Origin of the sequence: Enterobacter cloacae complex sp. CARB60 (assembly GCF_036487345.1) — a bacterium.
Classification (GTDB): Bacteria; Pseudomonadota; Gammaproteobacteria; order Enterobacterales; family Enterobacteriaceae; genus Enterobacter; species Enterobacter asburiae_D.
Map to the genome: position 1 here is coordinate 2,077,289 of NZ_JAZKLC010000002.1, position 23,179 is coordinate 2,100,467.

At 54.2% G+C, this 23,179-nt stretch carries 19 protein-coding genes; 9 read left to right on the forward strand and 10 right to left on the reverse strand.

The features are described 5' to 3' along the window. Window positions 1-19 precede the first annotated feature (19 nt). A complete protein-coding gene (ycjG, locus tag V4835_RS10910) occupies window positions 20-985 on the forward strand; it encodes an L-Ala-D/L-Glu epimerase (RefSeq protein ID WP_331412147.1) in 966 nt (321 codons plus the stop codon). Here ycjG and mpaA read toward each other — a convergent pair. Further along, window positions 976-1,689 (reverse strand): murein tripeptide amidase MpaA, encoded by a 714-nt coding sequence (gene mpaA / locus V4835_RS10915; protein WP_331412148.1) that lies wholly within the window; start codon window positions 1,687-1,689, stop codon window positions 976-978. The two genes, ycjG and mpaA, sit on opposite strands and share 10 nt — an antisense overlap. Before the next feature lie 185 nt (window positions 1,690-1,874). Between mpaA and V4835_RS10920 the strand changes: the two genes are divergently transcribed. After that, complete coding sequence (locus V4835_RS10920) at window positions 1,875-3,491, forward strand: peptide ABC transporter substrate-binding protein (RefSeq protein ID WP_331412149.1); 1,617 nt, start codon at window positions 1,875-1,877, stop codon at window positions 3,489-3,491. A gap of 199 nt (window positions 3,492-3,690) precedes the next feature. Here V4835_RS10920 and dctP read toward each other — a convergent pair whose 3' ends face one another. Together dctP and V4835_RS10930 are read right to left on the reverse strand one after the other, a co-directional pair. Next, window positions 3,691-4,752, reverse strand: a complete 1,062-nt coding sequence (gene dctP, locus V4835_RS10925) for a TRAP transporter substrate-binding protein DctP (RefSeq protein ID WP_331412150.1) — start codon at window positions 4,750-4,752, stop codon at window positions 3,691-3,693. A 33-nt stretch (window positions 4,753-4,785) separates the two neighbouring features. After that, a complete protein-coding gene (locus tag V4835_RS10930) occupies window positions 4,786-5,397 on the reverse strand; it encodes a nuclear transport factor 2 family protein (protein WP_331412151.1) in 612 nt (203 codons plus the stop codon). A gap of 112 nt (window positions 5,398-5,509) precedes the next feature. Between V4835_RS10930 and V4835_RS10935 the strand changes: the two genes are divergently transcribed. Beyond that, window positions 5,510-6,391 (forward strand): LysR substrate-binding domain-containing protein, encoded by an 882-nt coding sequence (locus V4835_RS10935; protein ID WP_331412152.1) that lies wholly within the window; start codon window positions 5,510-5,512, stop codon window positions 6,389-6,391. A gap of 95 nt (window positions 6,392-6,486) precedes the next feature. Here V4835_RS10935 and V4835_RS10940 read toward each other — a convergent pair whose 3' ends face one another. Genes V4835_RS10940 through V4835_RS10950 form a run of 3 tightly spaced genes read right to left on the reverse strand, consistent with a single transcriptional unit; the run spans window position 6,487 to window position 12,083 of the window. Further along, window positions 6,487-7,851, reverse strand: a complete 1,365-nt coding sequence (locus tag V4835_RS10940) for an efflux transporter outer membrane subunit (RefSeq protein WP_331412153.1) — start codon at window positions 7,849-7,851, stop codon at window positions 6,487-6,489. Window positions 7,852-7,854: 3 nt separating this feature from the next. Next, window positions 7,855-10,962 carry an efflux RND transporter permease subunit gene (locus tag V4835_RS10945; protein ID WP_331412154.1) on the reverse strand — a complete coding sequence of 1,036 codons (3,108 nt, stop codon included), beginning with the start codon at window positions 10,960-10,962 and terminating at the stop codon, window positions 7,855-7,857. Further along, a complete protein-coding gene (locus V4835_RS10950; RefSeq protein ID WP_331412155.1) occupies window positions 10,962-12,083 on the reverse strand; it encodes an efflux RND transporter periplasmic adaptor subunit in 1,122 nt (373 codons plus the stop codon). Before V4835_RS10950 ends, V4835_RS10945 begins: the two co-directional genes overlap by 1 nt. A gap of 240 nt (window positions 12,084-12,323) precedes the next feature. Between V4835_RS10950 and V4835_RS10955 the strand changes: the two genes are divergently transcribed. From V4835_RS10955 to V4835_RS10965, 3 genes are read left to right on the forward strand one after another with little or no spacing between them, the layout of a single operon-like run. Beyond that, window positions 12,324-12,983: a response regulator gene (locus V4835_RS10955; protein ID WP_331414109.1), complete on the forward strand. Its 660-nt coding sequence runs from the start codon at window positions 12,324-12,326 to the stop codon at window positions 12,981-12,983. After that, window positions 12,980-14,350 (forward strand): sensor histidine kinase, encoded by a 1,371-nt coding sequence (locus tag V4835_RS10960; protein ID WP_331412156.1) that lies wholly within the window; start codon window positions 12,980-12,982, stop codon window positions 14,348-14,350. The genes V4835_RS10955 and V4835_RS10960 overlap by 4 nt, the downstream gene beginning before the upstream one ends. Window positions 14,351-14,395: 45 nt before the next feature. Beyond that, the gene (locus V4835_RS10965) at window positions 14,396-15,373 is read left to right on the forward strand and encodes an aldo/keto reductase (RefSeq protein WP_331412157.1); all 978 of its coding nucleotides are present in this window, start codon (window positions 14,396-14,398) and stop codon (window positions 15,371-15,373) included. Window positions 15,374-15,535: 162 nt separating this feature from the next. On the opposite strand, the gene V4835_RS10970 is transcribed toward V4835_RS10965, so the two are convergent. The 4 genes from V4835_RS10970 to V4835_RS10985 all read right to left on the reverse strand — a co-directional run bounded on the left by V4835_RS10970 (window position 15,536) and on the right by V4835_RS10985 (window position 19,986). Further along, entirely contained in the window at window positions 15,536-16,099 is a 564-nt protein-coding gene (locus V4835_RS10970) for a DJ-1/PfpI family protein (protein ID WP_074147325.1), read from the reverse strand. Between the two features lie 217 nt (window positions 16,100-16,316). After that, a complete protein-coding gene (locus V4835_RS10975) occupies window positions 16,317-16,457 on the reverse strand; it encodes an Ecr family regulatory small membrane protein (RefSeq protein WP_021240268.1) in 141 nt (46 codons plus the stop codon). A 74-nt stretch (window positions 16,458-16,531) separates the two neighbouring features. Further along, window positions 16,532-17,764 carry a sensor domain-containing diguanylate cyclase gene (locus tag V4835_RS10980; RefSeq protein WP_331412158.1) on the reverse strand — a complete coding sequence of 411 codons (1,233 nt, stop codon included), beginning with the start codon at window positions 17,762-17,764 and terminating at the stop codon, window positions 16,532-16,534. Between the two features lie 92 nt (window positions 17,765-17,856). After that, on the reverse strand, window positions 17,857-19,986 hold the full coding sequence (locus V4835_RS10985; RefSeq protein WP_331412159.1) for a putative bifunctional diguanylate cyclase/phosphodiesterase: 2,130 nt from the start codon (window positions 19,984-19,986) through the stop codon (window positions 17,857-17,859). A 457-nt stretch (window positions 19,987-20,443) separates the two neighbouring features. On the opposite strand from V4835_RS10985, the gene V4835_RS10990 reads away from it, so the two are divergent. From V4835_RS10990 to ynaL, 3 genes are all read left to right on the forward strand, one after another. Next, window positions 20,444-21,586 (forward strand): methyl-accepting chemotaxis protein, encoded by a 1,143-nt coding sequence (locus V4835_RS10990; RefSeq protein WP_331412160.1) that lies wholly within the window; start codon window positions 20,444-20,446, stop codon window positions 21,584-21,586. A gap of 145 nt (window positions 21,587-21,731) precedes the next feature. After that, the gene (zntB, locus tag V4835_RS10995; protein ID WP_331412161.1) at window positions 21,732-22,715 is read left to right on the forward strand and encodes a zinc transporter ZntB; all 984 of its coding nucleotides are present in this window, start codon (window positions 21,732-21,734) and stop codon (window positions 22,713-22,715) included. A 275-nt stretch (window positions 22,716-22,990) separates the two neighbouring features. After that, complete coding sequence (gene ynaL, locus V4835_RS11000) at window positions 22,991-23,173, forward strand: proline-rich small protein YnaL (RefSeq protein WP_071787463.1); 183 nt, start codon at window positions 22,991-22,993, stop codon at window positions 23,171-23,173. Window positions 23,174-23,179: the final 6 nt, after the last annotated feature.

The window sequence follows — 23,179 nt, forward strand, 5'->3', positions numbered from 1 at the left end:
GGGCCGCAAGGAGTCAGTGATGAGAAGCGTTAAGGTCTATGAAGAAGCCTGGCCATTGCATACCCCGTTTGTGATTTCCCGCGGTAGCCGAAGTGAAGCCAGCGTGGTCGTGGTTGAAATCGAAGAAGAGGGGGTTAAAGGCGTCGGGGAATGTACGCCTTACCCGCGCTACGGAGAAAGTCCTGCGTCGGTGATGGCGCATATCATGACCCTGGTGCCTGACCTGCAAAAAGGGCTCACGCGCGAGGCGTTACAGCAGCGTTTACCCGCCGGGGCAGCGCGCAACGCCATCGACTGTGCGCTCTGGAGCCTTGAGGCCGCTAAGCAGCAACAATCGCTGACATCCTTGCTGAGCGTGGCGCTGCCGAAGTCCGTCGTGACGGCGCAAACGGTCGTGATTGGTGAGCCGGAGCAGATGGCTGCCAGCGCAAAAGCGCTCTATGACGCCGGGGCCACGGTGCTAAAAGTGAAGCTCGACGATCGCCTGATCAGCGAGCGGATGGTCGCCATTCGCTCGGCGGTGCCCTCGGCCACGCTGATTGTTGACGCCAACGAGTCGTGGCATCCCGAGGGGCTTGCCGCACGATGCCAGCTGCTGGCCGACCTGGGCGTGGCGATGCTGGAGCAGCCTCTGCCAGCGAAGGATGATGCGGCGCTGAAGAATTTTATCCATCCGCTGCCCGTCTGCGCGGACGAAAGCTGCCATACCCGCGAGAATTTGAGCGCGCTTAAGGGCAGCTATGAGATGGTCAATATCAAGCTCGACAAGACCGGCGGGCTGACAGAAGCGCTGGCCCTGGCGGCGGAAGCGCAGGCGCAGGGCTTTTCTCTGATGCTGGGATGCATGCTCTGCACATCCCGGGCAATCGGTGCGGCGCTGCCGCTGATCAATCAGGTCCGTTTTGCCGATCTGGATGGCCCAACGTGGCTGGCGGTTGACGTTTCACCGGCGCTTAATTTTACCAGCGGCGTGCTTCATCTTTGAGGCTGCCAGCGCAGAAGCTCCATCATCGCTTTTAGGTAAATTTCGCTGGCTTCGTCGGAGGAGATCGGCGGGAATTCAGCGGTGATGCAGGGCAGGCTCAAATCGGCGCACCAGCTTCCGAATGATCCGGGTGTCTCATAACCCACGCTGGTGACGAGCGGCAGGGCGAAAGCCTGCGCAAGCCACGCGCCCAGGTCGGAGTGACGCGGATCTTCAATGCAGGCCAGCGGATCGTGGAAGGAGACAACCCATGCGGGGTGGATCTTATGGATAAGCTGGCACAGCGCCTGCGTTTCCGGCTCGGAACCGGGCTTGTCTCCCGTCAGCAGCACTACGTCCCGCTCCTCGGCGGAGCTGTTCCAGCGATAAACCGTTTCTCCGGCGCGCCAGTTTGCCGCCGGGAAATTACGGTTCAGGTCGACTCCCCTCGCATTCGCCCGTAATCCAAGCTGGCAGCCGTCCGGATTTACGGCAAGAATCACATGATGACGTCGCAATGAAGGCGTCAGCGTCCGCAGCGCGCACGAGAGCGTGACGACGGATGAGTTCTCATCTCCGTGCGTGCCGGCAATGAGCAAACCGCTGCTGCGATCGGCATCGGGCGCCGGGAACCAGATCAGCGATGCGCCTAAAAATGAGCGGCCATATTGCTCAGCGCCCGGCGGAAAGGCGCCGCGTTCCGCTCGTGGTCGGGTGATTGCCATACGAAATCCTGATAAAGAAGTCACTAATGGCAGTGTTGTGCAAAACCCGCTGTTAATCAAATAGTTTCCATGAAGGCTGAGAATTGCCTCAAATCACTATTCCGGACGAAGGTATTTGCATTTCTCTGTTTCGAAACAAATAATTACGCATCTGCTTGTTACCTGAATTCATTAAAGGGGATCTTATGAAGCATCCTGTTTCGCGTCTCTGTGCTGCACTGTACCTGTGCGGACTCTCTACACTCTCGTACGCTGCTGATGTGCCACAGGGCACGGTACTGGCGCAAAAACAGGAGCTGGTCAGGCATATTAAAGACGAACCGGCTTCGCTCGATCCGGCAAAAGCGGTCGGATTACCCGAGATTCAGGTGATTCGCGATCTTTTCGAAGGGCTGGTGAATCAGAACGAGAAAGGGGAACTAACCCCGGGCGTGGCGACGCGCTGGCAGAGCAACGATAACCGTATCTGGACGTTCATCCTGCGCGATAACGCGAAATGGTCTGACGGTACGCCCGTCACCGCGCAGGATTTTGTCTACAGCTGGCAGCGTCTGGTCGACCCGAAAACCACCTCTCCGTTTGCCTGGTTTGCGGCGCTGGCGGGAATCAACAACGCCCAGGCCATTATTGACGGTAAAGCGGCGCCAGATACCCTGGGCGTGACGGCGGTTGATGCCAGAACCTTACGCGTCCAGCTGGACAAGCCGCTACCGTGGTTTAGCAACCTGACGGCAAACTTTGCCTTCTATCCGGTGCAAAAAGCGAACGTTGAAAGCGGTAAAGAGTGGACGCGTCCGGGCGCCCTGGTGGGCAATGGCGCATACGTCCTGAACGACCGCGTGGTGAATGAAAAACTGGTTGTCGTTCCGAATACCCACTACTGGGACAATGCGAAAACGGTCCTGAAAAAAGTGACTTTTATTCCGATTAATCAGGAATCATCCGCCACCAAACGCTATCTGGCGGGGGATATTGATATCACCGAATCGTTCCCGAAAAACATGTATCAGAAGCTCCTGAAGGACATTCCGGGACAGGTGTATACGCCGCCTCAGCTTGGGACCTATTACTATGCGTTTAACACGCAGAAGGGCCCGACGGCCGATGCCCGGGTTCGTCTCGCGCTGAGTATGACTATCGATCGCCGGATTATGGCGGAAAAGGTACTGGGTACCGGCGAGAAGCCGGCCTGGCATTTCACCCCTGACGTGACGGCGGGTTTCACCCCTGAGCCTTCACCGTTCGAGCAGATGTCCCAGCAGGAGCTGAATGCGCAGGCGAAAACCTTGCTCCAGGCCGCAGGCTACGGTCCTCAGCGTCCGCTGAAGTTGACCCTGCTGTACAACACCTCGGAAAACCACCAGAAAATCGCCATTGCGGTGGCCTCCATGTGGAAGAAAAATCTCGGGGTGGATGTCAAACTGCAAAACCAGGAGTGGAAAACCTATATCGACAGCCGTAATACCGGCAATTTTGACGTGATCCGCGCGTCATGGGTAGGTGATTACAACGAGCCCTCGACCTTCCTGTCCCTGCTGACCTCAACCCACAGCGGCAATATCTCGCGTTTCAATGAACCGGCCTACGATAAAATTATCAACCAGGCAACGCTGGAAACCACCGCGAAAGCGCGTAATACGGACTACAACATGGCGGAGAAAATCCTCATGGAGAAAGCCCCCATCGCGCCAATTTACCAGTACACCAATGGCCGCCTGATTAAGCCCTGGGTGAAAGGCTACCCCATCAATAACCCGGAAGACGTGGCGTATAGCCGGACGATGTATATTGAGAAGCACTGATGCGTACTGCCCCCCTGCTAACAGTAGGTGACCATCGCTAAACCCAGAACTGGCGCGGCCTGGCGCGCCAGTTTCTCTTTCAGACTATCTCCCGCCACAACAGAAAGCATCACTTTTCTGACGCTGCACTGAATGCCGCTATTCGTTCGGGCGGTGTATAACAAGGCGGATTTACACAACCCCATCTACAGACGGCTTATCATTCCTGGTGTGCTTTTTGCTGCATGGCCTCATCCATAATGGTGTTAACCTGCTTCATCACCGTTCCTGCATCATTCACGCCTTTTGCCTTCTGTTCTTTTACCCACTTAGCCTGCGCGGCCTGGTAGTGGGTGGTGGTTTGCCACTGTGCTATTTCCTGCGGTTTCAGGATGCGCACCGTGGCACCGGCGTTTCGCAAATCGTCTATCTGGGTATTAAAGCTTCTGTCCATCACCGCGCTCAGGGAGTGATACGCCGTTTCTGCCGCGCGCTGGATCGCCGCCTGGTCTTCCGTGGACAGCTTGTCCCAGGTTTTTTCGTTCATCGCCAGAATATAGAGATGTCCCAGCCACAGTTTTTTGGAAATCAGTACGTTGGACGCGAACTGATATGCTTTCAGATCGTAACCGCTGTCAACGTTCAACATCATGCCGTCAATCGCGCCGGTTTTCAGCGCGTTATAGGTTGGCTCTCCCCAGGGCATCGTCACTGGCTTCGCGCCCGCGCTTTGCAGAAAATCGCGATGCCAGAAGCTGGCAGAACGCCATGTTCCGCCCTTAATCTCGCCCAGATCCGGCATCGCTTTGCTGCTGAAAAAAGCCAGTGGATAGCCAGTTTCCAGAAAAACGCTCACCACATTATTTTTCTTCAGCTCTGCCGGAAAGGCAGGAATGTCAGTATATGCGCGACGGAAGAATGCAACCTGTTGTGCACCGGCTGGGCCGACAGGGAAGCTTTTAAAGAGCTGATGCAGCGGCAACTGCTCGGCGTTGTACTCCGGCACAACGGTTGCCATATCAACATCGCCCTTGCTGACCTTGCCTAACGCCTCATAGCTGGTGTTAAGCTCGCTGCCCCAGTGTGGGTCGATCTTCAGGCGACCCTGCGACTCTTTTTCAATTGCCGGGAAAAAAACGTCGTTAATAAAACGGGTACGCATGCCTCCCAGCGGCTCATGATCGCTGTAGGTGAGAATTTGGGTCGCCGATGCAGCAGCAGGCATTAGCGATGTGGTGAGTAAAAGAGCCACCAGCGTTTTACGTGAATATCCGATTTTCATGCGGGTCCTTCGCGTTGGTTAAAGATTAAAGCGTTATTCGGCGTGACTATGGGCAATCTTCTCTTCATCCGTCAGCCAGCGCTGGCCCGCTTCCTTCATTTGCTTCTCAAGGTCGCTGCCGCGCGTGGCGAAAACGCGATTAACCGGGAAGCCGCTTTTATCCAGCAGATAAGCCAGCGCGGCGTATTCGCGAGGGTATTTTGCCACCGTTTCTTGATCGATATCGACGATGCCGAGGGGGAAGGTGAAGCTGCCCATATCGTAAATACTTTGGCGGTGGAACAGCTTCCAGACGCCGTTGCGTTTTTCCGCCATGTCGTAAAAGCGGTTGTGGGTGGTGCAGCCGATATTCAGCCTCACGTTTTCAGCGATGATCATCGCGTTAGTTTCAACAATTGCTTTTGTGGCGTTGGCATTGAAGGTGACGACCGGCGTGCCAATCAGATGTTTGGTACGCGCGTCTGATGCGCCCATGCGCATTGAGCCGTCAACAAAATCGCTGGCCAGTCCTTCAAACCAGGTGATCTCAATCGTGCCATCCGGGTGGAACAGATCGCGGAGCTGCTCCCACTCGCCCAGATCGCGGTGGATCCATCCCGTAAGCAGGTCGGTAATTTGTTGACGATCTTTCAGAAAAGTATGCATAGCGTGTCAGCTCATCATTAAAGAGGAACTTCAGTTTGATCGCGATTAACGATAAAATCCAGTAAATGAAACTGACCTATTATTCAGTTTAGATGAATGATGGAGGTTGTATATGGAACTGCGTCACCTGCGCTATTTTCTCGCCGTCGCGGAGGAGGGCCATTTTGGTCGCGCTGCCGAACGGTTGAACATTGTCCCGCCAGCACTCAGTATGCAAATCAAAGCGCTGGAAGAGGAACTGGGCGGCCCACTGTTTACGCGCACCAGCCGGAAAGTGGTGCTGACCGAGGCCGGGCGGCTGTTGCAGGTGGAGGCGCAACGCACGCTGGATCAGGCTGAAAATGCCCGGCTGGCGGTGCAGCGCTCGATGCGCGGCGAAAGCGGCCGCGTGCGCATCGGTTTTGCCGGTAACGCGGTGTTCAGCGGTAAATTGACTCAAGATATGCGGGCGTTTCGCAACGCCTATCCTGATGCTGAACTCGTCGCTCGTGAAGTGGCGCCGCTGTTGCAGGCCGACGCTATCCTCTCCGGGCAGCTCGATATTGGCTATACGCCGGAACACAGTCTCCTCACCGCTCCGGGATTGTTATCTGAAACGGTTGGTGTCTGGAGCCGTCTGGTGGCTATCGCCGACGATCATCCCCTGGCCGAACAGCCTTATCTGACGGTGGATATGTTGGCGGATGAGCCGATCATTTTTTACGATAGTCACAGCGCGGATGAGCCGCTTTACACGGCGCTCACCCGAAGACTGGGCCGCGCGCCCAAGATCGCGCATCGTACCTCCAGCACCCTGAGCGTCCTCACCCTGGCAGCCGCAGGGCAAGGGCTGGCGCTGGTGCCGGAGCCGTTGCAGAATATTGCTATTCCGGGGCTGGTGTACCGTCCGCTGGATGCCCCGGAGCTGTCGGCCAACCTGATGCTGATCAGCCGAAAGAGAGATAATAGCGGCGCGGTACAGGCTTACCTGGCTATCGCGCGTGAAAATGCATAGCCCACTCGCTAGCACAATGGTCGCCATGCCGACATTGTCTTTGCTGACTTTGTCTGGCGCATCATAGCTGGAGTTAAACCCGCCGCACCAGCACGTCAACTCGCTCCGCCTCCCAATGATTGCCACAGCGTAATGCGGTTCGCGAGATCGGTCTCCTGTAGCGCAATCAGCGTCTGCTGCGCTGACCACAATGTACGTTGCGCGGTTAGCGCGGTCAGGTAATCCCCCACGCCTGCCTGATAGCGCTTCATCGCAACATTGAGGGTCTGCTGCTCCGCCGCCACGTACTCACGCTGGGCATCCAGTTGCTCGCTCAGCGTCTGGCGACGCGCTAGTGCGTCCGCCACGTCTTTAAATGCGCTCTGAATCGTTTTTTCGTAGGTGGCAATCAGCCCCTTTTTCTGCGCCGCGGCGTAGCGCAGTTGCGCCAGATTGCTGCCACCGGTAAATAGCGGCAGGGAAATTGATGGTGCGAATGACCAGACGCTCATTCCGTGGCTAAACAATGAGGAGAGCGCGTCGCTGCCCACCCCGGCGCTGGCGGTGAGCGAAATGGTCGGGAAGAAGTTCGCTCGTGCTGCGCCGACGTTGGCGTTGGCGCTCTTTAAGTTATGTTCCGCTTCCTGAATATCCGGGCGCATCAGTAGCACGGATGAAGAAACGCCTGCGGGTATCAGTGAGATGGTATTCGGGGCCAGGCTCTCCAGCGTGCCGGGTAGCAGGGAGTCCGGAACCGTTTCACCGGCCAGTAGGTTAATGGCGTTTTTGTCCTGCATCACCAGCGTCTGACAGCTGGCGACGCTGGCGCGGGCCTGCTGGTAGACGCTCATCGCTTCACTGACGTCGGTGGCGGCGGCGGTGCCAATCTGCTGCTGGCGCTGGACAATTTTCAGCGAATCCGCGGCGCTGTTCATCGTCTGCAGCGCCAGCGCGAGGTTGCTGTTATCGGCAGCCAGCGTCACCCACGCGGTAGTCAGCTCGGAAATCATCGTCAGACGCGTGTTCTGCGCGGTGAATTCACTGGCAAGCCAGGTCTCCCGCGCGGAGCGGGAGAGGCTCTGATTACGGCCAAACAGGTCCAGCGCGAAGCTGGAGACGGTGCCGTCCACCTGGGTGGAGGTATTGGCCCCGGTGGTCGTGGTGCGGCTACGGCTGCCGGTCAGTTCCGCGTTCACCGTCGGGAAGAGTGACGCGCGCGTTTCCCCATATAGCGCCCGCGCAGCGTCAATGTCGGCAATGGATTTTTGTACATCGCGGTTGCCGCTGAGCGCCTGGCTCACCAGCTTTTGCAGGCGCACATCGTTCACCACCTGCTGCCAGTTGCCGACCACGGTGATGGCTTCGCCGTGGCTGCCCGGCAGGCTCGCTGGGATGGGCGCGTCCGGGCGCTGGTAGTTAGGGTCCATCGACACGCAGCCCACGCTCAGAAACGCAATAAATAACACCGATAAACGAAACATAACTTACTCCTGACGGCCGCGTTTGCCAGCGAAGAGACGTTTCACCAGCACAAAGAACAGAGGAACAAAGAAAATAGCCAGCAGAGTGGCTGTCAGCGTACCGCCGATAATTCCGGTACCGATGGCGACGCGGCTATTAGCGCCCGCACCGGTGGCTACCGCCAGCGGCATTACGCCGACAACAAAGGCCAGCGAGGTCATCAGTATCGGTCGTAGACGCGTTTGCGCGGCTCGCAGCGTCGCACGGGAGAGCGAGTAGCCTTCTGCTACGGCGGCCTCAGCGAATTCGACGATCAAAATGGCGTTCTTCGACGACAGCCCGATGGTGGTCAGCAGCGCGACCTGGAAGTACACATCGTTGCTGAGTTCACGCATCCACGCTGCCATGGCTGCGCCGAGCAGGCCGAGCGGGATGACCAGAATTACCGAGAAGGGTACTGACCAGCTCTCATACAGCGCAGCCAGACACAGGAACACCACCAGAATTGAGATGGCATACAGACTCATCGCCTGGCCGCTTGCCAGTTTTTCCTGTAATGACAGGCCGCTCCACGCCCCGGTCGTTCCCGCAGGCAGGCTGTTGGCGAGTGCTTCTATCTTTTCCATCGCCACACCGGAGCTAAAACCGTCCGCGTTTTCACCTTGAATTTCATAGGCAGGAGAGCCGTTATAGCGAACCAGACTTTCCGGGCCGTATTCCCAGCGGGTCGTGGCGAAAGTGGAGAACGGTGTCATGCTGTCATTGCTGCCACGCACGAACCATTTGCCGAGGTCTGACGGTACGGCGCGCGCGTCGCTATCGCCCTGGATGTAGACCTTTTTCACGCGGCCGCGGTCGATAAAATCGTTGACGTAGGTACCGCCCCAGGCGCTGGAGAGCGTGTCGGTGACGTCGTTTAACGAGAGTCCCAGCGATACCGCTTTGTTATTGTCGATATCCACCCGTAGCTGTGGCATCTGCGGCAGATCGTTGGCGCGCACCGAACGCATTGATGGGTCATCATTAGCGGCCTGAATCAGCTGATTACGCATTTTTAGCAATGTATCGCGGTCGGTACCGCCGTTAGCCATTAACTCGAAGGTAAAACCGTTCGTCTGCCCCAGGCCATCGACGGCGGGTGGCGACATGGCGAAAAGTGTGGCATCGCGAAGGGCGCCTAATTCTCGCGTCGCGCGTGATGCAATGGCCTGGGCACTGTTCTCACTGCCTGGGCGTTCAGACCAGTTTTTTAGCGACACAAAGGCCATCCCCGCGTTCTGTCCGCTGCCGCTAAAGCTATATCCATCGACGGTAAAAATAACGTTAGTATTGGCTTTCTCTTTAACCAGGAACCAGTCGATAACGTGTTTGCGGACTTCGGCGGTGCGGGAGGCTGTGGCCCCGGCAGGTAGCGAGTATTGCACCATGATAAAGCCCTGATCTTCTACCGGCAGGAAGCCGCTGGGCAGTTTCCAAAGCGTTAACGTCATGGTGGCGCAGATGGCAATGTAAACGGTCATGACTACGCCATAACGGCGCAGTACGTTCGCGATACGGTGCTTATAGCCATGCTCGGTGGCGCCGTAGAGTCGGTTGAACGCGCCGAAAAAGCCTTTCTTATGCGGTGGCGTGGGGCGTAAAATCGAGCCGCACAGGGCAGGTGTCAGCGTTAATGCCACCACCACTGATAGCAACATCGCCGAAATAATGGTGACCGAAAACTGTCGGTAAATCACCCCAGTGGAACCGCCGAAGAAAGCCATCGGAAGAAACACCGCCGACAATACCAGCGCGATGGCGATCAGTGCGCCGGATATTTCACCCATTGATTTTTCGGTCGCCTCGCGGGGAGGCAAGCCTTCGTCGTGCATAATACGCTCGACGTTTTCCACCACCACGATGGCGTCATCCACCAGCAACCCTATCGCCAGTACCATGGCAAACAGCGTCAGAGTGTTAATTGAGTAGCCGAACAGCGCCAGCACGCCGAAGGTGCCTAGCAAGACAATCGGCACTGCCAGCGCGGGTATCAGCGTAGCGCGGATATTTTGCATGAACAGATACATCACGCAAACCACCAGGGCTATGGCCTCAAACAGCGTTTTCACCACGTCTTCAACGGAGATTTTGATGAACTCGGTGCTATCTCGCGGGAAGGCGACATCGTAGCCTTGCGGCATGTTACGTTTAAATTCGTCGACTTTTTCCTTCACGCGGGTGGCGGTAGCCAGCGCGTTTGCGCCAGGTGCCAGCATTATTGCGACGCCGGCTGCAGGATGACCATTCAGGTTGCCGATGGTCGTGTAATCCTCGCTGCCCATCTCCACACGAGCAACATCGCCAAGGCGTACTTTCGCACCGTTGGTCTGGCTCTTAATGATGATATCTTTAAACTGATCGACGGTTTGCAGTCTTGACTGTGCCCGTACGGTAGCAGTGAGTTGCTGGGTATTCGGCGAGGGTAGCGCACCGATTTTCCCGGCAGATATTTGTACGTTTTGTGCTTCAATGGCGGATTCAACGTCGGATGGCATGAGCGAATAAGAGGCCAGTTTGGTGGGATCCAACCAGATTCGCATGGCATATTCCGCGCCAAATACCCGGAGGCTACCGACACCATCAAGGCGGGCCAGCGGATCTTGTATATTGCTAACTAACCAATCGGAGATATCAGATGTGGTGGTTTTGTCGGTTTTGTCATACACCGACACAATCAACAAAAAGCTACTCTGTGATTTCACTACCGTGACGCCTGCTTGCTGTACTTCGCTGGGTAACCGCGACAGTGCCTGCTGCACCTTATTTTGTACTTGAACCTGGGCCGTGTCCGGGTCGGTTCCTTGATCAAATGTGACTTTAATGCTTACCGTTCCATCAGAACTGCTGGTGGAGGAGAAATAGAGCAGGTTATCAAGGCCGGTGAGCTGCTGTTCAATCACCTGAGTGACGCTATTTTCTAGCGTATCGGCGGACGCACCGGTATAGGTGGCGGAAATCTGAATCGTGGGTGGCGCAACGTCTGGGTATTGAGCCACCGGTAGGGTGCGGATTGCCAGTATTCCTGCGAGCATGATCAGAATCGCGATCACCCATGCGAAGACCGGGCGTCGCACAAAGAAAAGAGCTACCATCAGGCCTTACCCCCGTTTTCTGGTGCGGCGACGGGTTTGACCGTTTGTCCGACCGTCACTTTACCTGTGCCTTCAATAATCAGCTTATCGCCATCTTTCAGGCCGCTTCGCACCAGCCATTTGTCGCCATAGGTGCCGTCCGTTTCCAGCGCGCGTTGTTCCACTTTGTTATTGGCATTAACGACTAACGCGGTGGCGTTACCCTTTACGTCACGGGTTACACCCTGCTGCGGCGCGAGAATCGCATCGTTCATCACTCCTTCTTCAATGCGTGCGCGGACGAACATCCTGGGGAGCAGTTGCTGGTGTGGGTTGGGGAAGATGGCGCGCAGAGTGACCGAGCCGGTGGATTCATCTACTGCTACTTCGGTCAGCGCCAGACGACCTTTTTCGCTGTACGTGCTGCCGTCTTCCAGCGTGAGCGTTACGCTAAGGGATTCGCTATTGGTGGCCAGCGACTGTTTACGTAGCCGCAGCAGGTCGACGCTGGAGCGGGTGAGGTCAACGTACATGGTATCCAGCCCGCGGATGGTCGCCAGCGCGGTGTTCTGCTGCGCGGTCACCAGCGCCCCCGGCGTGACTGATGAAATACCAATACGCCCATCAATAGGCGCGGTCACGGTTGTCCAGTCGAGGTTAATGCGTGCGCTTTCCTGCGCCGCCTTTTTCGATTCAACGCTTGCTCTGTCCTGCGAGCAGGTTGACTGAGCATCGTCCGCATCCTGGCGGGAAACGCCGTTATCTTTTACCAGAGTTGCGTAGCGCTGCGCCTTCTGGCAATCGGAAATGACCAGTGATTGCGCATGTTTTAGGGAGGCAGTCGCTTCGTTGTAGGTCGCGCGAAAGCTGGCCGGATCAATCTGGTACAGCGCCTGGCCTGCTTTGACGGTATCGCCTTCATTAAAAAGTCGTTTCTGGACGATGCCGGAGACCTGCGGTCGGACTTCCGCGCTCAGGGCGGCGTTAGTGCGTCCGGTCAGGTCGCTGACGATGGAAACGGGCTGGCTTTTTAAGATGATTATCCCGACCTGCGGATCGGGGCGCGGTGGTGTGGATGTTTGTGCGTTATCACATCCGCTTAAAAGAAATAATGTTGCAATGCTGATTGTTATATATTTCATATTTATTCTCAGGGTGAGTTATATTCACCTCGGAAATGAGTGCTGGAATTTCCCGCTAGCGGTTATCGCGCTGCTATGCTAATCAATGCCTCTGCATATAGAGCACACTGTACGACGGCAGATTTATCACTGAATTAGCAAATAATTAGCTGAAAATGAGCAACTAAAAATAAAGCAATAATTCTCAGCTAAGAATTACGGGGTAGAATCATCATTAACATCCGGCATTGAGTGAAAAATATGCGAGCACTTCTGATAGAAGATGATGTCATGATTGGGGCAAACCTAAAGCGGGCGCTGGAAGGCGTGGGCTGGTCGGTTGATTGGGTAAAAGATGGCACTCTGGCGCTACGTGCATGGATTGATGGCGATTATACCTGCATCTTATTAGATCTCGGCCTTCCGCATGATGACGGAATGAATATTCTGCATAAAGCGCGAATGCAAGGTGACGTGAAGCCGGTATTAATTTTGACTGCCAGGGATAGCCTTGAAGATCGTATTCGTGGGCTGGACACCGGCGCCGATGATTATTTACTCAAACCCTTTGATTTTCAGGAAGTACTGGCGCGTATGAGAGCGATTATTCGCAGGAATCACGGTGCGGCAGATTCGGTTATAGGAACAAAAAGCGTTCAGCTGGATATGGTTACCCGTGAAGTCATTTACCAGGGCCGCCGTGAGCAACTTACCGCTCGTGAATATGCGTTGCTTTATGCCCTGCTTGAACGTCCTGGCGCGATTTTGTCGCGCGAGCAACTAGAGAACCGTATTTACGGCTGGGGCGAGGAGGTGACCAGTAATGCGATTGATGTCTTAATACATGGCATGCGGCGTAAGCTGGGTAATGAGTTTATTAATAATGTGCGTGGCCTGGGATGGCGGGTGCGTATTATATGAACCGTAAAATATATCAATTCGTTACGCGCTCTTTACGCAATAAATTATTGTGCAGCCTGGTGCTGATCCACTTGTTAACTATTAGTGGTGTCGCCTGGTACTTTTATTGTAGTTATGATTCATTAATTGAAACGCTTAAAGATGAACAACTACGTACTTTAGCTGATGCCTATGCAACAAATCAGCAAATACCCGAATTAAGATCCGTTGATATCACCAAAATAGAAAAAAAAGAAACCTTTATTGTTCAGATCTGGGATAAGGAAGGACGAATCCAGGCCAGCTCCTGGCCGCAACTGGCCATTCCTCTTAACGCAAAGCCCGGCCTGTATACGGTTAGCACGGGTCCTCGTAGCAACCAGCGTTGGCGCGTCTATACGCGCGCAGGGGCAAAGAATAGCCAGATAGGCATGATTCAGGTAATCCATAACATCCGCTATATACAAAAGCTCATCCTTCGTCGCGCGATCTCTGACGTGATCCCTCTGGTGATGCTGCTTCCATTCTCATTTGGCGTGCTATGGTGGGGGGTGAGACGGGTATCGGTTAACCTGAAGAATGTATCGTATTTTATCGCCTCACAGGAGACGGATGATTTTTCCCAAGATTACATGAACCGTATTCCTGATGAGATTGTGCCGATGGTAGACGCTTATCATAGCGTGCTGGATCGGCTCAGTAATGCCATCAGCATTCAGCGCCGTTTTCTACAGGATTCGGCGCATGAGTTGCGAACGCCGATCACCGCCATCAGCCTGCAGCTTGAGAATTTAAGACCGTATATGATTTCTGATGAGGCGCGAGAGCGTTTTATGCAGCTGGAGTCTGGGGTGCTAAGAACCCGAAATCTGGTGGGGCAATTATTAAGTCTGAGCCGGCAGGAAGGTGATAATGCGGCATTAAAAACGGTGGAAACCATCGATCTCAACCAGCTATTAAAAGAGAGTATCGAACACCTGATGGTGCTGGCCGATAGCCGGAGAATTGATATTGGTTTCACTGGCTATGAAGGACTGACAATACGTGGAAACCATTCAGAGCTACGAAGCTTATTCGACAATTTAATTGGCAACGCGATGCGTCATACGCCAGAGGGTACGGTGGTTGATGTCGTATTGAAAAAAGTGGCTGCCAGTACGGTTATTGAGATTATTGATAATGGGCCGGGCATTCCCGAAGAGAATATTCAGCATGCGTTTGACCGCTTTTCCAGATTCAACACGACAGAGATCCATGGCAGCGGTTTAGGGTTGGCAATAGTGAAAAGCATTGCGACATCGCATGGGCTTAACGTTGAACTGCGCAATCTTTATCACGGTAGAGATATTGTCGGTTTCTGTGTCAGCGTTACCTCTTTATCCGCATAAGAGGTTTGGATTGCAATGCGTTAATCTGATGACTGGAGTATCACCATGAAAATGACCGTACTGGGCAATAATGGGCCGCTGGTGTCGAGACTGGGTTTTGGCACGATGCAGATGGCGATGAGAAAACCATACAATGATAAAGAGAGTATTGCTACCTTGCAGGCAGCGCTGGATGCCGGGATAGGGTTTCTGGATATCGCCGACTTTTATGGTATGGGACGCGCTGAAATGCTGGTTGGGCAGGCGATCAAGGGGCGACGGGAACAGGCGTTTCTTAGCGTCAAATGTGGTGCGATGTTCTCACCGTCCGGCGCGTTTCTCGGTGTGGATGGTCGTCCTGAAGCCATAAAAAATTTCGCTTCCTACTCGTTGCAACGTCTGGGAGTGGAGGTTATCGACCTTTATCAGCCAAGCCGTCTCGATCCCTCTGTACCATGGGAGGATACCATTGGCGCCGTGGCCGATCTGATCAAAGAAGGTAAGGTGCGCTATCTGGGTGTCTCTGAAGTGAATGCAGATCACCTGCGCCGCGCCCACCAGATTCATCCGGTCAGCGCGCTGGAGATTGAATATTCGCTGGCCTGCCGTTTTATCGAATCGGAAATCCTGCCTGCTGCGCGTGAGCTTGGCATTGCAGTCGTGCCGTACCGCATTCTGGCGGATGGACTTCTCACCGGAAATCTGACGAGCGCATCGGCACAGCAAACGGGTGTATTCTCGGTACCCCGCATACAGGGGCAAAATCTGGAACATAACCTGCAACCGGTCGAGGTGCTTAAAGCGCTCGCCGCTGCCCGGGGATGTTCTCCGGCACAGCTATCCGTCGCCTGGCTTTTGTCCCGAGGGGAAGATATTGTGCCGCTGCTGGGGATGAGTCGTCCGTCCCGCATTGCGGAAAATCTGCAAATGCTGGATATCGCCCTAACCGATAACGAGCTGGAGACGCTGGAACAGGTATTTTCACCGGATGCGATTATCGGTGATCGTTACCCGGAGGCGGTGATGAAGCTGGCGGCAAGGTAGTGTGAGGAATATCGCCTGAATCAGGTCCAATCAGTCATGCTCTTATATGACGGTTACATAACCAGCCACTGACGTTTAATGAGAACTGGCGCATTATCGCGCCAGTTCTGCACTACGCGGTACCGCTTCATCCGTTATGCGTGGCCTGATGCCAGATCTCTATTATTCTAACAGCGCATTAAACTTCGCCAGCCACTGCGGATGCGCGGGCCAGGCGGGTGCCGTCACCAGGTTGCCGTCTACATGGGCCTGATCGATGCCGATAGTGGCGTAGTGTCCACCCGCGAGGCGTACCTCAGGCGCACAGGCCGGATAGGCGCTACAGGTTCGTCCCTTCAGGATACCTGCGGCAGCCAGCAGCTGTGGGCCGTGGCACACCGCAGCAATCGGCTTACGCGCGGCGTCAAATGCCTGCACCAGCTTTAACACGTCCTCATTTAACCGCAGATACTCGGGCGCTCTCCCGCCGGGGATGAGCAGCGCGTCGTAATCCTGCTCCTTTACGGTGGAAAAATCGGCGTTGAGGGTAAACCGGTGACCCGGTTTTTCGCTATAGGTCTGGGCGCCGTCAAAGTCATGGATTGCCGTCATGATGTAGTCGCCCTTCGGTTTGTCGGGGCAGACCGCATCCACCTGATGACCAATCATCTGCAAAGCCTGAAAAGGCACCATGGTTTCGTAATCTTCGGCGTAATCGCCAACCAGCATCAGGATCTTCTTGCTCATCATTCCTTACCTTTTTTAATAAAGATGATTAAGATATAGCCTGGCATGGCTGAATTGCCGGAAATAAAAAAGCCCGTCAGAGCACGGGCAACATAAGCAAATGAATAAGTGATTCGTTATCAACATTGTTGGAGGATAACGCTGCGTATTTTACGCGGCAGTAAGGGAAGCAGATACCTGACATATTCGGTAGGTGAAACAAGCGATTAAACGTGCGTTACGGTGCGTCGAAGGTCGGGTATAAGCTATTTTCAAGAAATTCGACGAGATACCAGATCTCACCGCTAAAAATAAACCAGAAGCCAAATATAATAAGGAGCAAAATAATTAAGGTGAGTATTATTTCGGTTTTTCCCATTGCAGCTTTAACCCACCTGAAGCTAATTGATTCGAGGTGGGCATTGTAGCGGGGCTTTCCTGGATACTCCAGTTTCATGCAGCAAGGACTTTATTGCGTCCGTCATTTTTAGCGCGATATAGCGCATCGTCCACACGCTTAAACAGCTCGTCAATACTCTCCCCCTGATCGTGCCGCGCCACGCCAATGCTGACGGTAAAGCGCGGTAAGCCCGGGATCGTAATGCGGGCAACGGCTGCACGGATCGATTCGGCAATCTGCAGCGCGGTATCGAGAGGGGTATGCGGCAGTAGGATGACGAACTCTTCGCCCCCCCAGCGGAACACCATGTCGTTCTCCCGGCTACAGGCTTCCAGCGTTCGCGAGAGGGCGATAAGCACCTCATCACCTTTCAGATGACCGAACAGATCGTTAATGTTTTTGAAATGATCGGTGTCCACCAGCAGCAGGCTAAATTGCTGCTGCGCAGGAAGTGTATTCAGGTTGCTTTGATCGGTAATTGCGTAGAACTGCCGCCGGTTGAGTAACCCGGTCATGGAGTCACGTAATGCCGCATGTTCCAGCTCCTGCTCCAGCCTTTTTTGCTCGGTGATATCGTGGATGATGCACAGCATCAGCTTGTCACCGTAGATCTCAATGGGCCCGGCATACGTCTGAACGTGGCGGGTGGATCCATCCGCAAGGCGGTGAACAAAATTGAGCGGCTTATGTCCGCCGGGCAGTGCGGCAATCGCAGTCATAATGGGCATCACATCTCGCCCCAGGGTATTGATTTCCCAGGTATGTTTGCTGCACATGTCATCATGTGAATAGCCATAAAAATTGAGCGCGGCCAGATTCGCATCGACGATTTGACCATCGCGGGCAGGATCGATTAGCAGCATCGGGGCGCTGTTGGTCAGAAAAAAGCGCGCATAAAAACCCTGTTTTTTCCGGCGGTAGGTGGCGGAGCGGCTGGCCTTCAATCCTGAGAGTATTTGTGGGGAGATCCCCTCGAAAACAATCACATCTCCCCAGGGAGCGTAGTGGGCAAGCGAGAGGCGACAGCTTAACGGCGTATCTAGTCCATCTCTGCTTAGCGTCCAGATTTCGACGATCTCCTGCTCTGTTTTCAGTTCAGGTACATACATCGACAGGAGGGTTTGCGCACTGGCAGAGTAGATCCCTTTGCGCAGGTCATCGAGCGTTTTATCCCCCATGACCTGCGTTGCGGCCACATTCGCAAAAATAATCTGTTCCGACACGGGTGAAATGAGCCACACGGGTGTTTTAATTACATTCAACGCATCAAAACAAGGTTGCGACATAGGCATTTCCTGTTCATTGGCACACTGTGGCCGACAGTCATGACAGAATTGACTCGCGTGTACTCCTTTGAAACATACTCTACAAAATCCCGTCAGGCATGGTTTTTTTGTGAAGCAAATGCATGTTCCGAATGAATTTTACCAATTGGTATAATTTGTTTATCCGAGTTTATTTGCAGAAGCAGCCACGGCACCTGTTCGGCAGGTAAGGGGCGGGAAAAAAGGTATCCCTGCAGGTAATCGCAGCCGAGACGGGTGAGAACCGCCTGCTGTTCCTCCGTTTCGATCCCTTCTGCCACCACATTCATCTCCATGGTCCGGGCGATACTGATGATGGTTTCAACCAGCTTGTAGCTTTTTTCATTTTCCAGCATTGAGGTCACAAAGCTTCTGTCGATCTTAAGTTCTTTAGCCGGCAGCACGCTCAGCATCAGCAGGTTGGAATAGCCCGTACCAAAATCATCAATCGAGACGGTAATCCCCGCATGATTAAACGCATTGAGCAACTCAATACTGCGGTCGAGATTTTTAAGCGCGGTGCTCTCCGTTACCTCAAGGATCAGACGGGACGGAGACAGGTTATATTTTTCCAGCATCGACGAAATGATATGGAAAATGTCCGGCTGTTCGAACTGGACGGGGGAGAGGTTGAGCGACAACGTCCACTGGCTGAACCCTTGTTCAGTCCAGAAATGCAGCTGTCGGCATGCCGCTTCAATGGCCCAGTTACCTACCGGAATGATTAAGCCTGTTTGTTCCAGCGAGGGGATAAAAAGATGTGGCAGCACAACCCCTTGTTCAGGATGGCGCCAGCGCAGAAGGGCTTCAAAACCATGAATCGTTTTTTCTTGCGCATGCCAGGTTGGCTGGTACCACAGTTCAAACTGATCGCGTTCAAGCGCCTGAGAGAGCTCCTGAAGGAAACCGGGTTTCGCCGGGATCGCCGTTGACATCTCGGCCCGGTAAATCGCCCAGCCGTTGCGGCCATCTTCTTTGACATGATGTAAGGCTGCATCCGCCTTGAGCTTCAGCTCGTGCAGCGTTTCGCCATCCTGAGGATAGAGGCTGACGCCCGCGCTAATCGACGTGCTCAACGTATGTCCGCAGATAGACAGGGGACGTCGTACATCCCCCAGCAACGAGGTGAGCAGGGCGTTGAGCTTGTCGTCATCACATTCAGGCACCAGCAGGATAAAGGCGTCTCCTCCCAGCCTTGCCAGGGTCATCTCACGCGTGAGTCGGGCCGTGATGCGCTGCGCAACGGTGATCAATAGCTCATCACCGACGCTGTGACCCCAGGTGTCGTTAACGCGCTTGAAGTGATCGACGTTCAGGAAAATAACGGCAAATGGCTTCTTGCTGAGCAGCGCGCTGCGCAGACAATCCTGCATGCGGAGATCCATCTGGTGGCGGTTTGCGAGCCCGGTGAGCGCGTCAAAACGCGCCTGTAGCTCAAGCTGACGGTTGAGCTGCTGCAGATTATCCGTCAGCCGACTGGTGCGGCGGTGAGAATCGATAAGTGAAATGATCAACATCACGCCGAGCAGGCAGAGCGTGGTGACTGAAACCCAGATCGATAGCCCCAGCTCGCCAATCCCACCGGGGAGAGTGTGCGCCATCTCCTGAAACTGCGCGGCACTCATGCCGGTATAGTGCATCGCGCAAATTGCGGCGCCCATGACGAAGGCCGCGAGAACGCGATCGATAAAGACGCCTTTGTGGTTATCCCGCAGACGGAAAGCCAGCCACAGCGCCGTGCCGGAGGCAACAACGGCAATAACCACGGATACCGCCACAATGCTGCGATCCCAGATGATGCTGCCATCCAGCATCAGGGCCGCCATACCGATGTAGTGCATAGACACCACGCCCGCGCTCAGAATTGCCGTGGCGAGGATCAGTCGAAAGGGAGAACGTTTTTTGCCCGTGACGGCAATATTAAGGGCCGTGGCCGATGCAACCACCGCGACGCCCAGGGACGCAAGGGTTAACCAGAGGTCGTAGCTCATCATCATGGGCATTTGCATCGACAGCATGCCGATAAAGTGCATTGACCAAATGCCAATGCCCAGCGTAACCCCACCGGCAATGCGCCAGAACAGGGCAGCCTTGCGGCTGGAAAGGGGGATCTTTCCGGCGCTGTCCAGCGCCACAAAGGAGGCGATAAACGCCACCAGATAAGAGATAGCGATTAACACAGGGTCCCACGATATATTGAGCATTATGCAATCCCACGCCTGAGAGGGTCACCGATTTCGCCTGCCGGGTACATCTTTATCGGGCAACGAACATGCGCATTAAAACCATAGTAGTTATTTATCGTGAACAATGACCAGTCATATTAATACTCTAAAACTTATTAAGAATATAAAATATATTCTATTTGTTAATGTATTAAGCATTGCTAAACAAAAACGAATAACAGTAGCAAAGCTCCTTAAATATGAGGGCGATCGTATCGTCTCACCGCGGGCGATACTATCGCTTAAGATGGCTGGAGACCAGTATCACAGCATCCTGCGCAGAACATTTTCACTAATACGCTCTTTTTATCTGACTTAAGACAAATCTCAGGATGCTAACGGCGAAACCAAAAACAAGCGTTGTTTGCGATGAAAAACTTCTGGGCCAATGCTATAAGTCTTAATGCCGACCAAAATATAAAACGTGGGTATTATCATGCTAAAAAATATTAGTGTCAGGACCTTTATTATTGGGTTCCTTTTATCTCTTTTTTTGGTGAATGCAGGTGTCGTTGTTCTAATTTCCAGCAATCCTTCTCTCTTTATTTCGCTTAATGTTATCAACTTCGTTGGGCTATTTTTGCTGTGGGTCTATATGACGAAGTATCTTGTGACGCCGATCAATACGGTGAAGAAAAGTATTGAAGAGGTGACAGCAGGTAACCTTGGCGTCTCTATCCCTGAGTTTGGCAACAACTGTGCGGGCCGACTCATCCCGGGGATCAATAGCCTTTCCGGCAACATTGCGACGCTGGTGCGCGAGATCAGGGCGTCATCGCAAAGCGCCATGACCTTATCGGATCAACTCTCGACACGTAGCGCTCAGCTTTCGGTGAAAACCGAACAGCAGTCTGCGTCTTTAGTGCAAACCGCAGCCAGCATGGAGCAAATGGCCGCGAGCACGAAAAACAATGCTGATAACACCCGCCTGGCGAGCGAGCAGGCCACTGTGGCGACGTTACAGGCGCGCAAGGGCGGTGAGCTGATGGGGCAGGTCGCCAGCAATATGCAGTCTATTACCGAATGCGCACAGCAGATGACGGAGATTATTTCGCTCATTGACGGCATTGCGTTTCAGACGAATATCCTGGCGCTCAACGCAGCCGTTGAGGCGGCGAGGGCGGGCGATCACGGAAAGGGGTTTTCTGTGGTCGCGGAAGAGGTAAGACACCTGGCACACCGCAGCGCAGAGGCCGCGAAGAATATCAAAACGCTGATTGACGTCACCAGCAATAACGTCACTCAGGGGGCCAGCGTTGTTTCACAGGCAGAGAAAAACATGCATGAAATCGTGACCGGCTCGGGGAATGTCAGCCGGTTGATGGACGACATCTCGGCGTCGACGTCAGAGCAGGAGAAAGGGATTTCTCAGATTACGCTGGCGCTATCGGAGCTGGAGCGGGTCACGCAAAGTAACGTGGCAATGGCAGAAGAACTCAACGGTTCCTCTGATGTACTGCGCAATCAGGTGATTGAGCTGCAGGCCCGCACGCGTAATTTCAGGCTTGACCCGGGTTCCTCTTCCGCATCACCTGGCTGTTCACCATCCTTCCTTCAGCGGCCCGAGCACTCGATGTAACATAACCGCAAAGCCTGGCATGCCAGGCTTTTTTACACCTCTGGCCAATTCCTGAGCGATATCAGCGCGATGGGATACATAGTTGTTGCTTAACCCCTGATGACAGCTAGACTGACACCGAAAGAGCTAAAAAGGTGGAGGCGCTGTGGAAAGCATTAAAGGATCTGAACTTAACGTTCCTGACGCAGTTTTTGCGTGGGTGCTGGACGGTCGCGGCGGTGCGCGGCCGCTGGAAGACAATGATGTGATCGACAGTGCGCATCCCTGCTGGCTGCATCTGAACTATACCCATACGGACAGCGCTGACTGGCTGGCTTCGACCCCGCTCCTGCCTAACAACGTGCGCGATGCGCTGGCAGGTGAAAGCCTGCGGCCCCGCGTGAGTCGAATGGGTGACGGTACGCTGATCACCCTGCGCTGTATTAACGGAAGCACGGATGAGCGTCCGGACCAGCTGGTTGCGATGCGTGTTTATATGGACGATGGGCTGATCGTCTCCACCCGGCAGCGTAAAGTCCTCGCGCTGGATGACATCGTCAACGATCTGAAAGAGGGCACCGGGCCGGTCGACTGCGGCAGCTGGCTGGTGGACGTCTGTGACGCGCTTACCGATCATGCGAGCGAGTTTATTGAAGAGCTTCACGACAAAATCATCGACCTGGAAGATAACCTGCTCGATCAGCAGATCCCACCGCGCGGTTTTCTGGCCCTGTTGCGTAAGCAGTTGATTGTGATGCGCCGCTATATGACGCCGCAGCGCGACGTGTACGCGCGTCTTGCCAGCGAAAGGCTCACCTGGATGAATGACGATCAGCGACGCAGAATGCAGGATATTGCCGACAGGCTGGGGCGCGGGCTGGACGAGATTGATTCCTGTATTGCCAGAACGGCGGTGATGGCGGATGAAATCGCGCAGGTGATGCAGGAGTCGCTGGCGAGAAGAACCTATACGATGTCCCTGATGGCGATGGTGTTTTTACCCAGCACGTTTCTTACCGGGCTGTTTGGCGTGAACCTGGGCGGAATTCCGGGGGGCGCTTATCACTACGGCTTTACCGCGTTTTGCGTCATGTTAGTTGTTTTGATTGGTGGTGTTGCATGGTGGTTGCATCGTAGTAAATGGCTGTAAATTTACGCTTTTTTCAGCTTTTACGGAGATCAAAACGCTCTTTTAATTGAGCGAAGTCAATAAACATCTACCCCGTAAGGTGCAATATTACTCCCGCAGGTGAATGCAACGTCAAGCGATGGGCGTTGCGCTCCATATTGTCTTACTTCCTTTTTTTGAATTACTGCATAGCACAATTGATTCGTACGACGCCGACTTTATAGTCGGCTTTTTTTTTGCCTCCAGATTCTCAGCGTCTACCCTAAAAGGGACGACAGTAAATTCTGGAGGGAATGATGAGCATCCTGAACGCTCTGCTACTGCAACAATCGCGTCAATCCGATCCTATCCCCAGCGATCCGGTGCCAATGCCCGATCCCATCCCGCGCCCGCAGCCGATGCCCGATCCGCCGCCAGATGAAGAACCGATTAAATTGTCGCATCGGACCGCGAGATCTGCGAGGATACGCGCCATCTGACCGCAA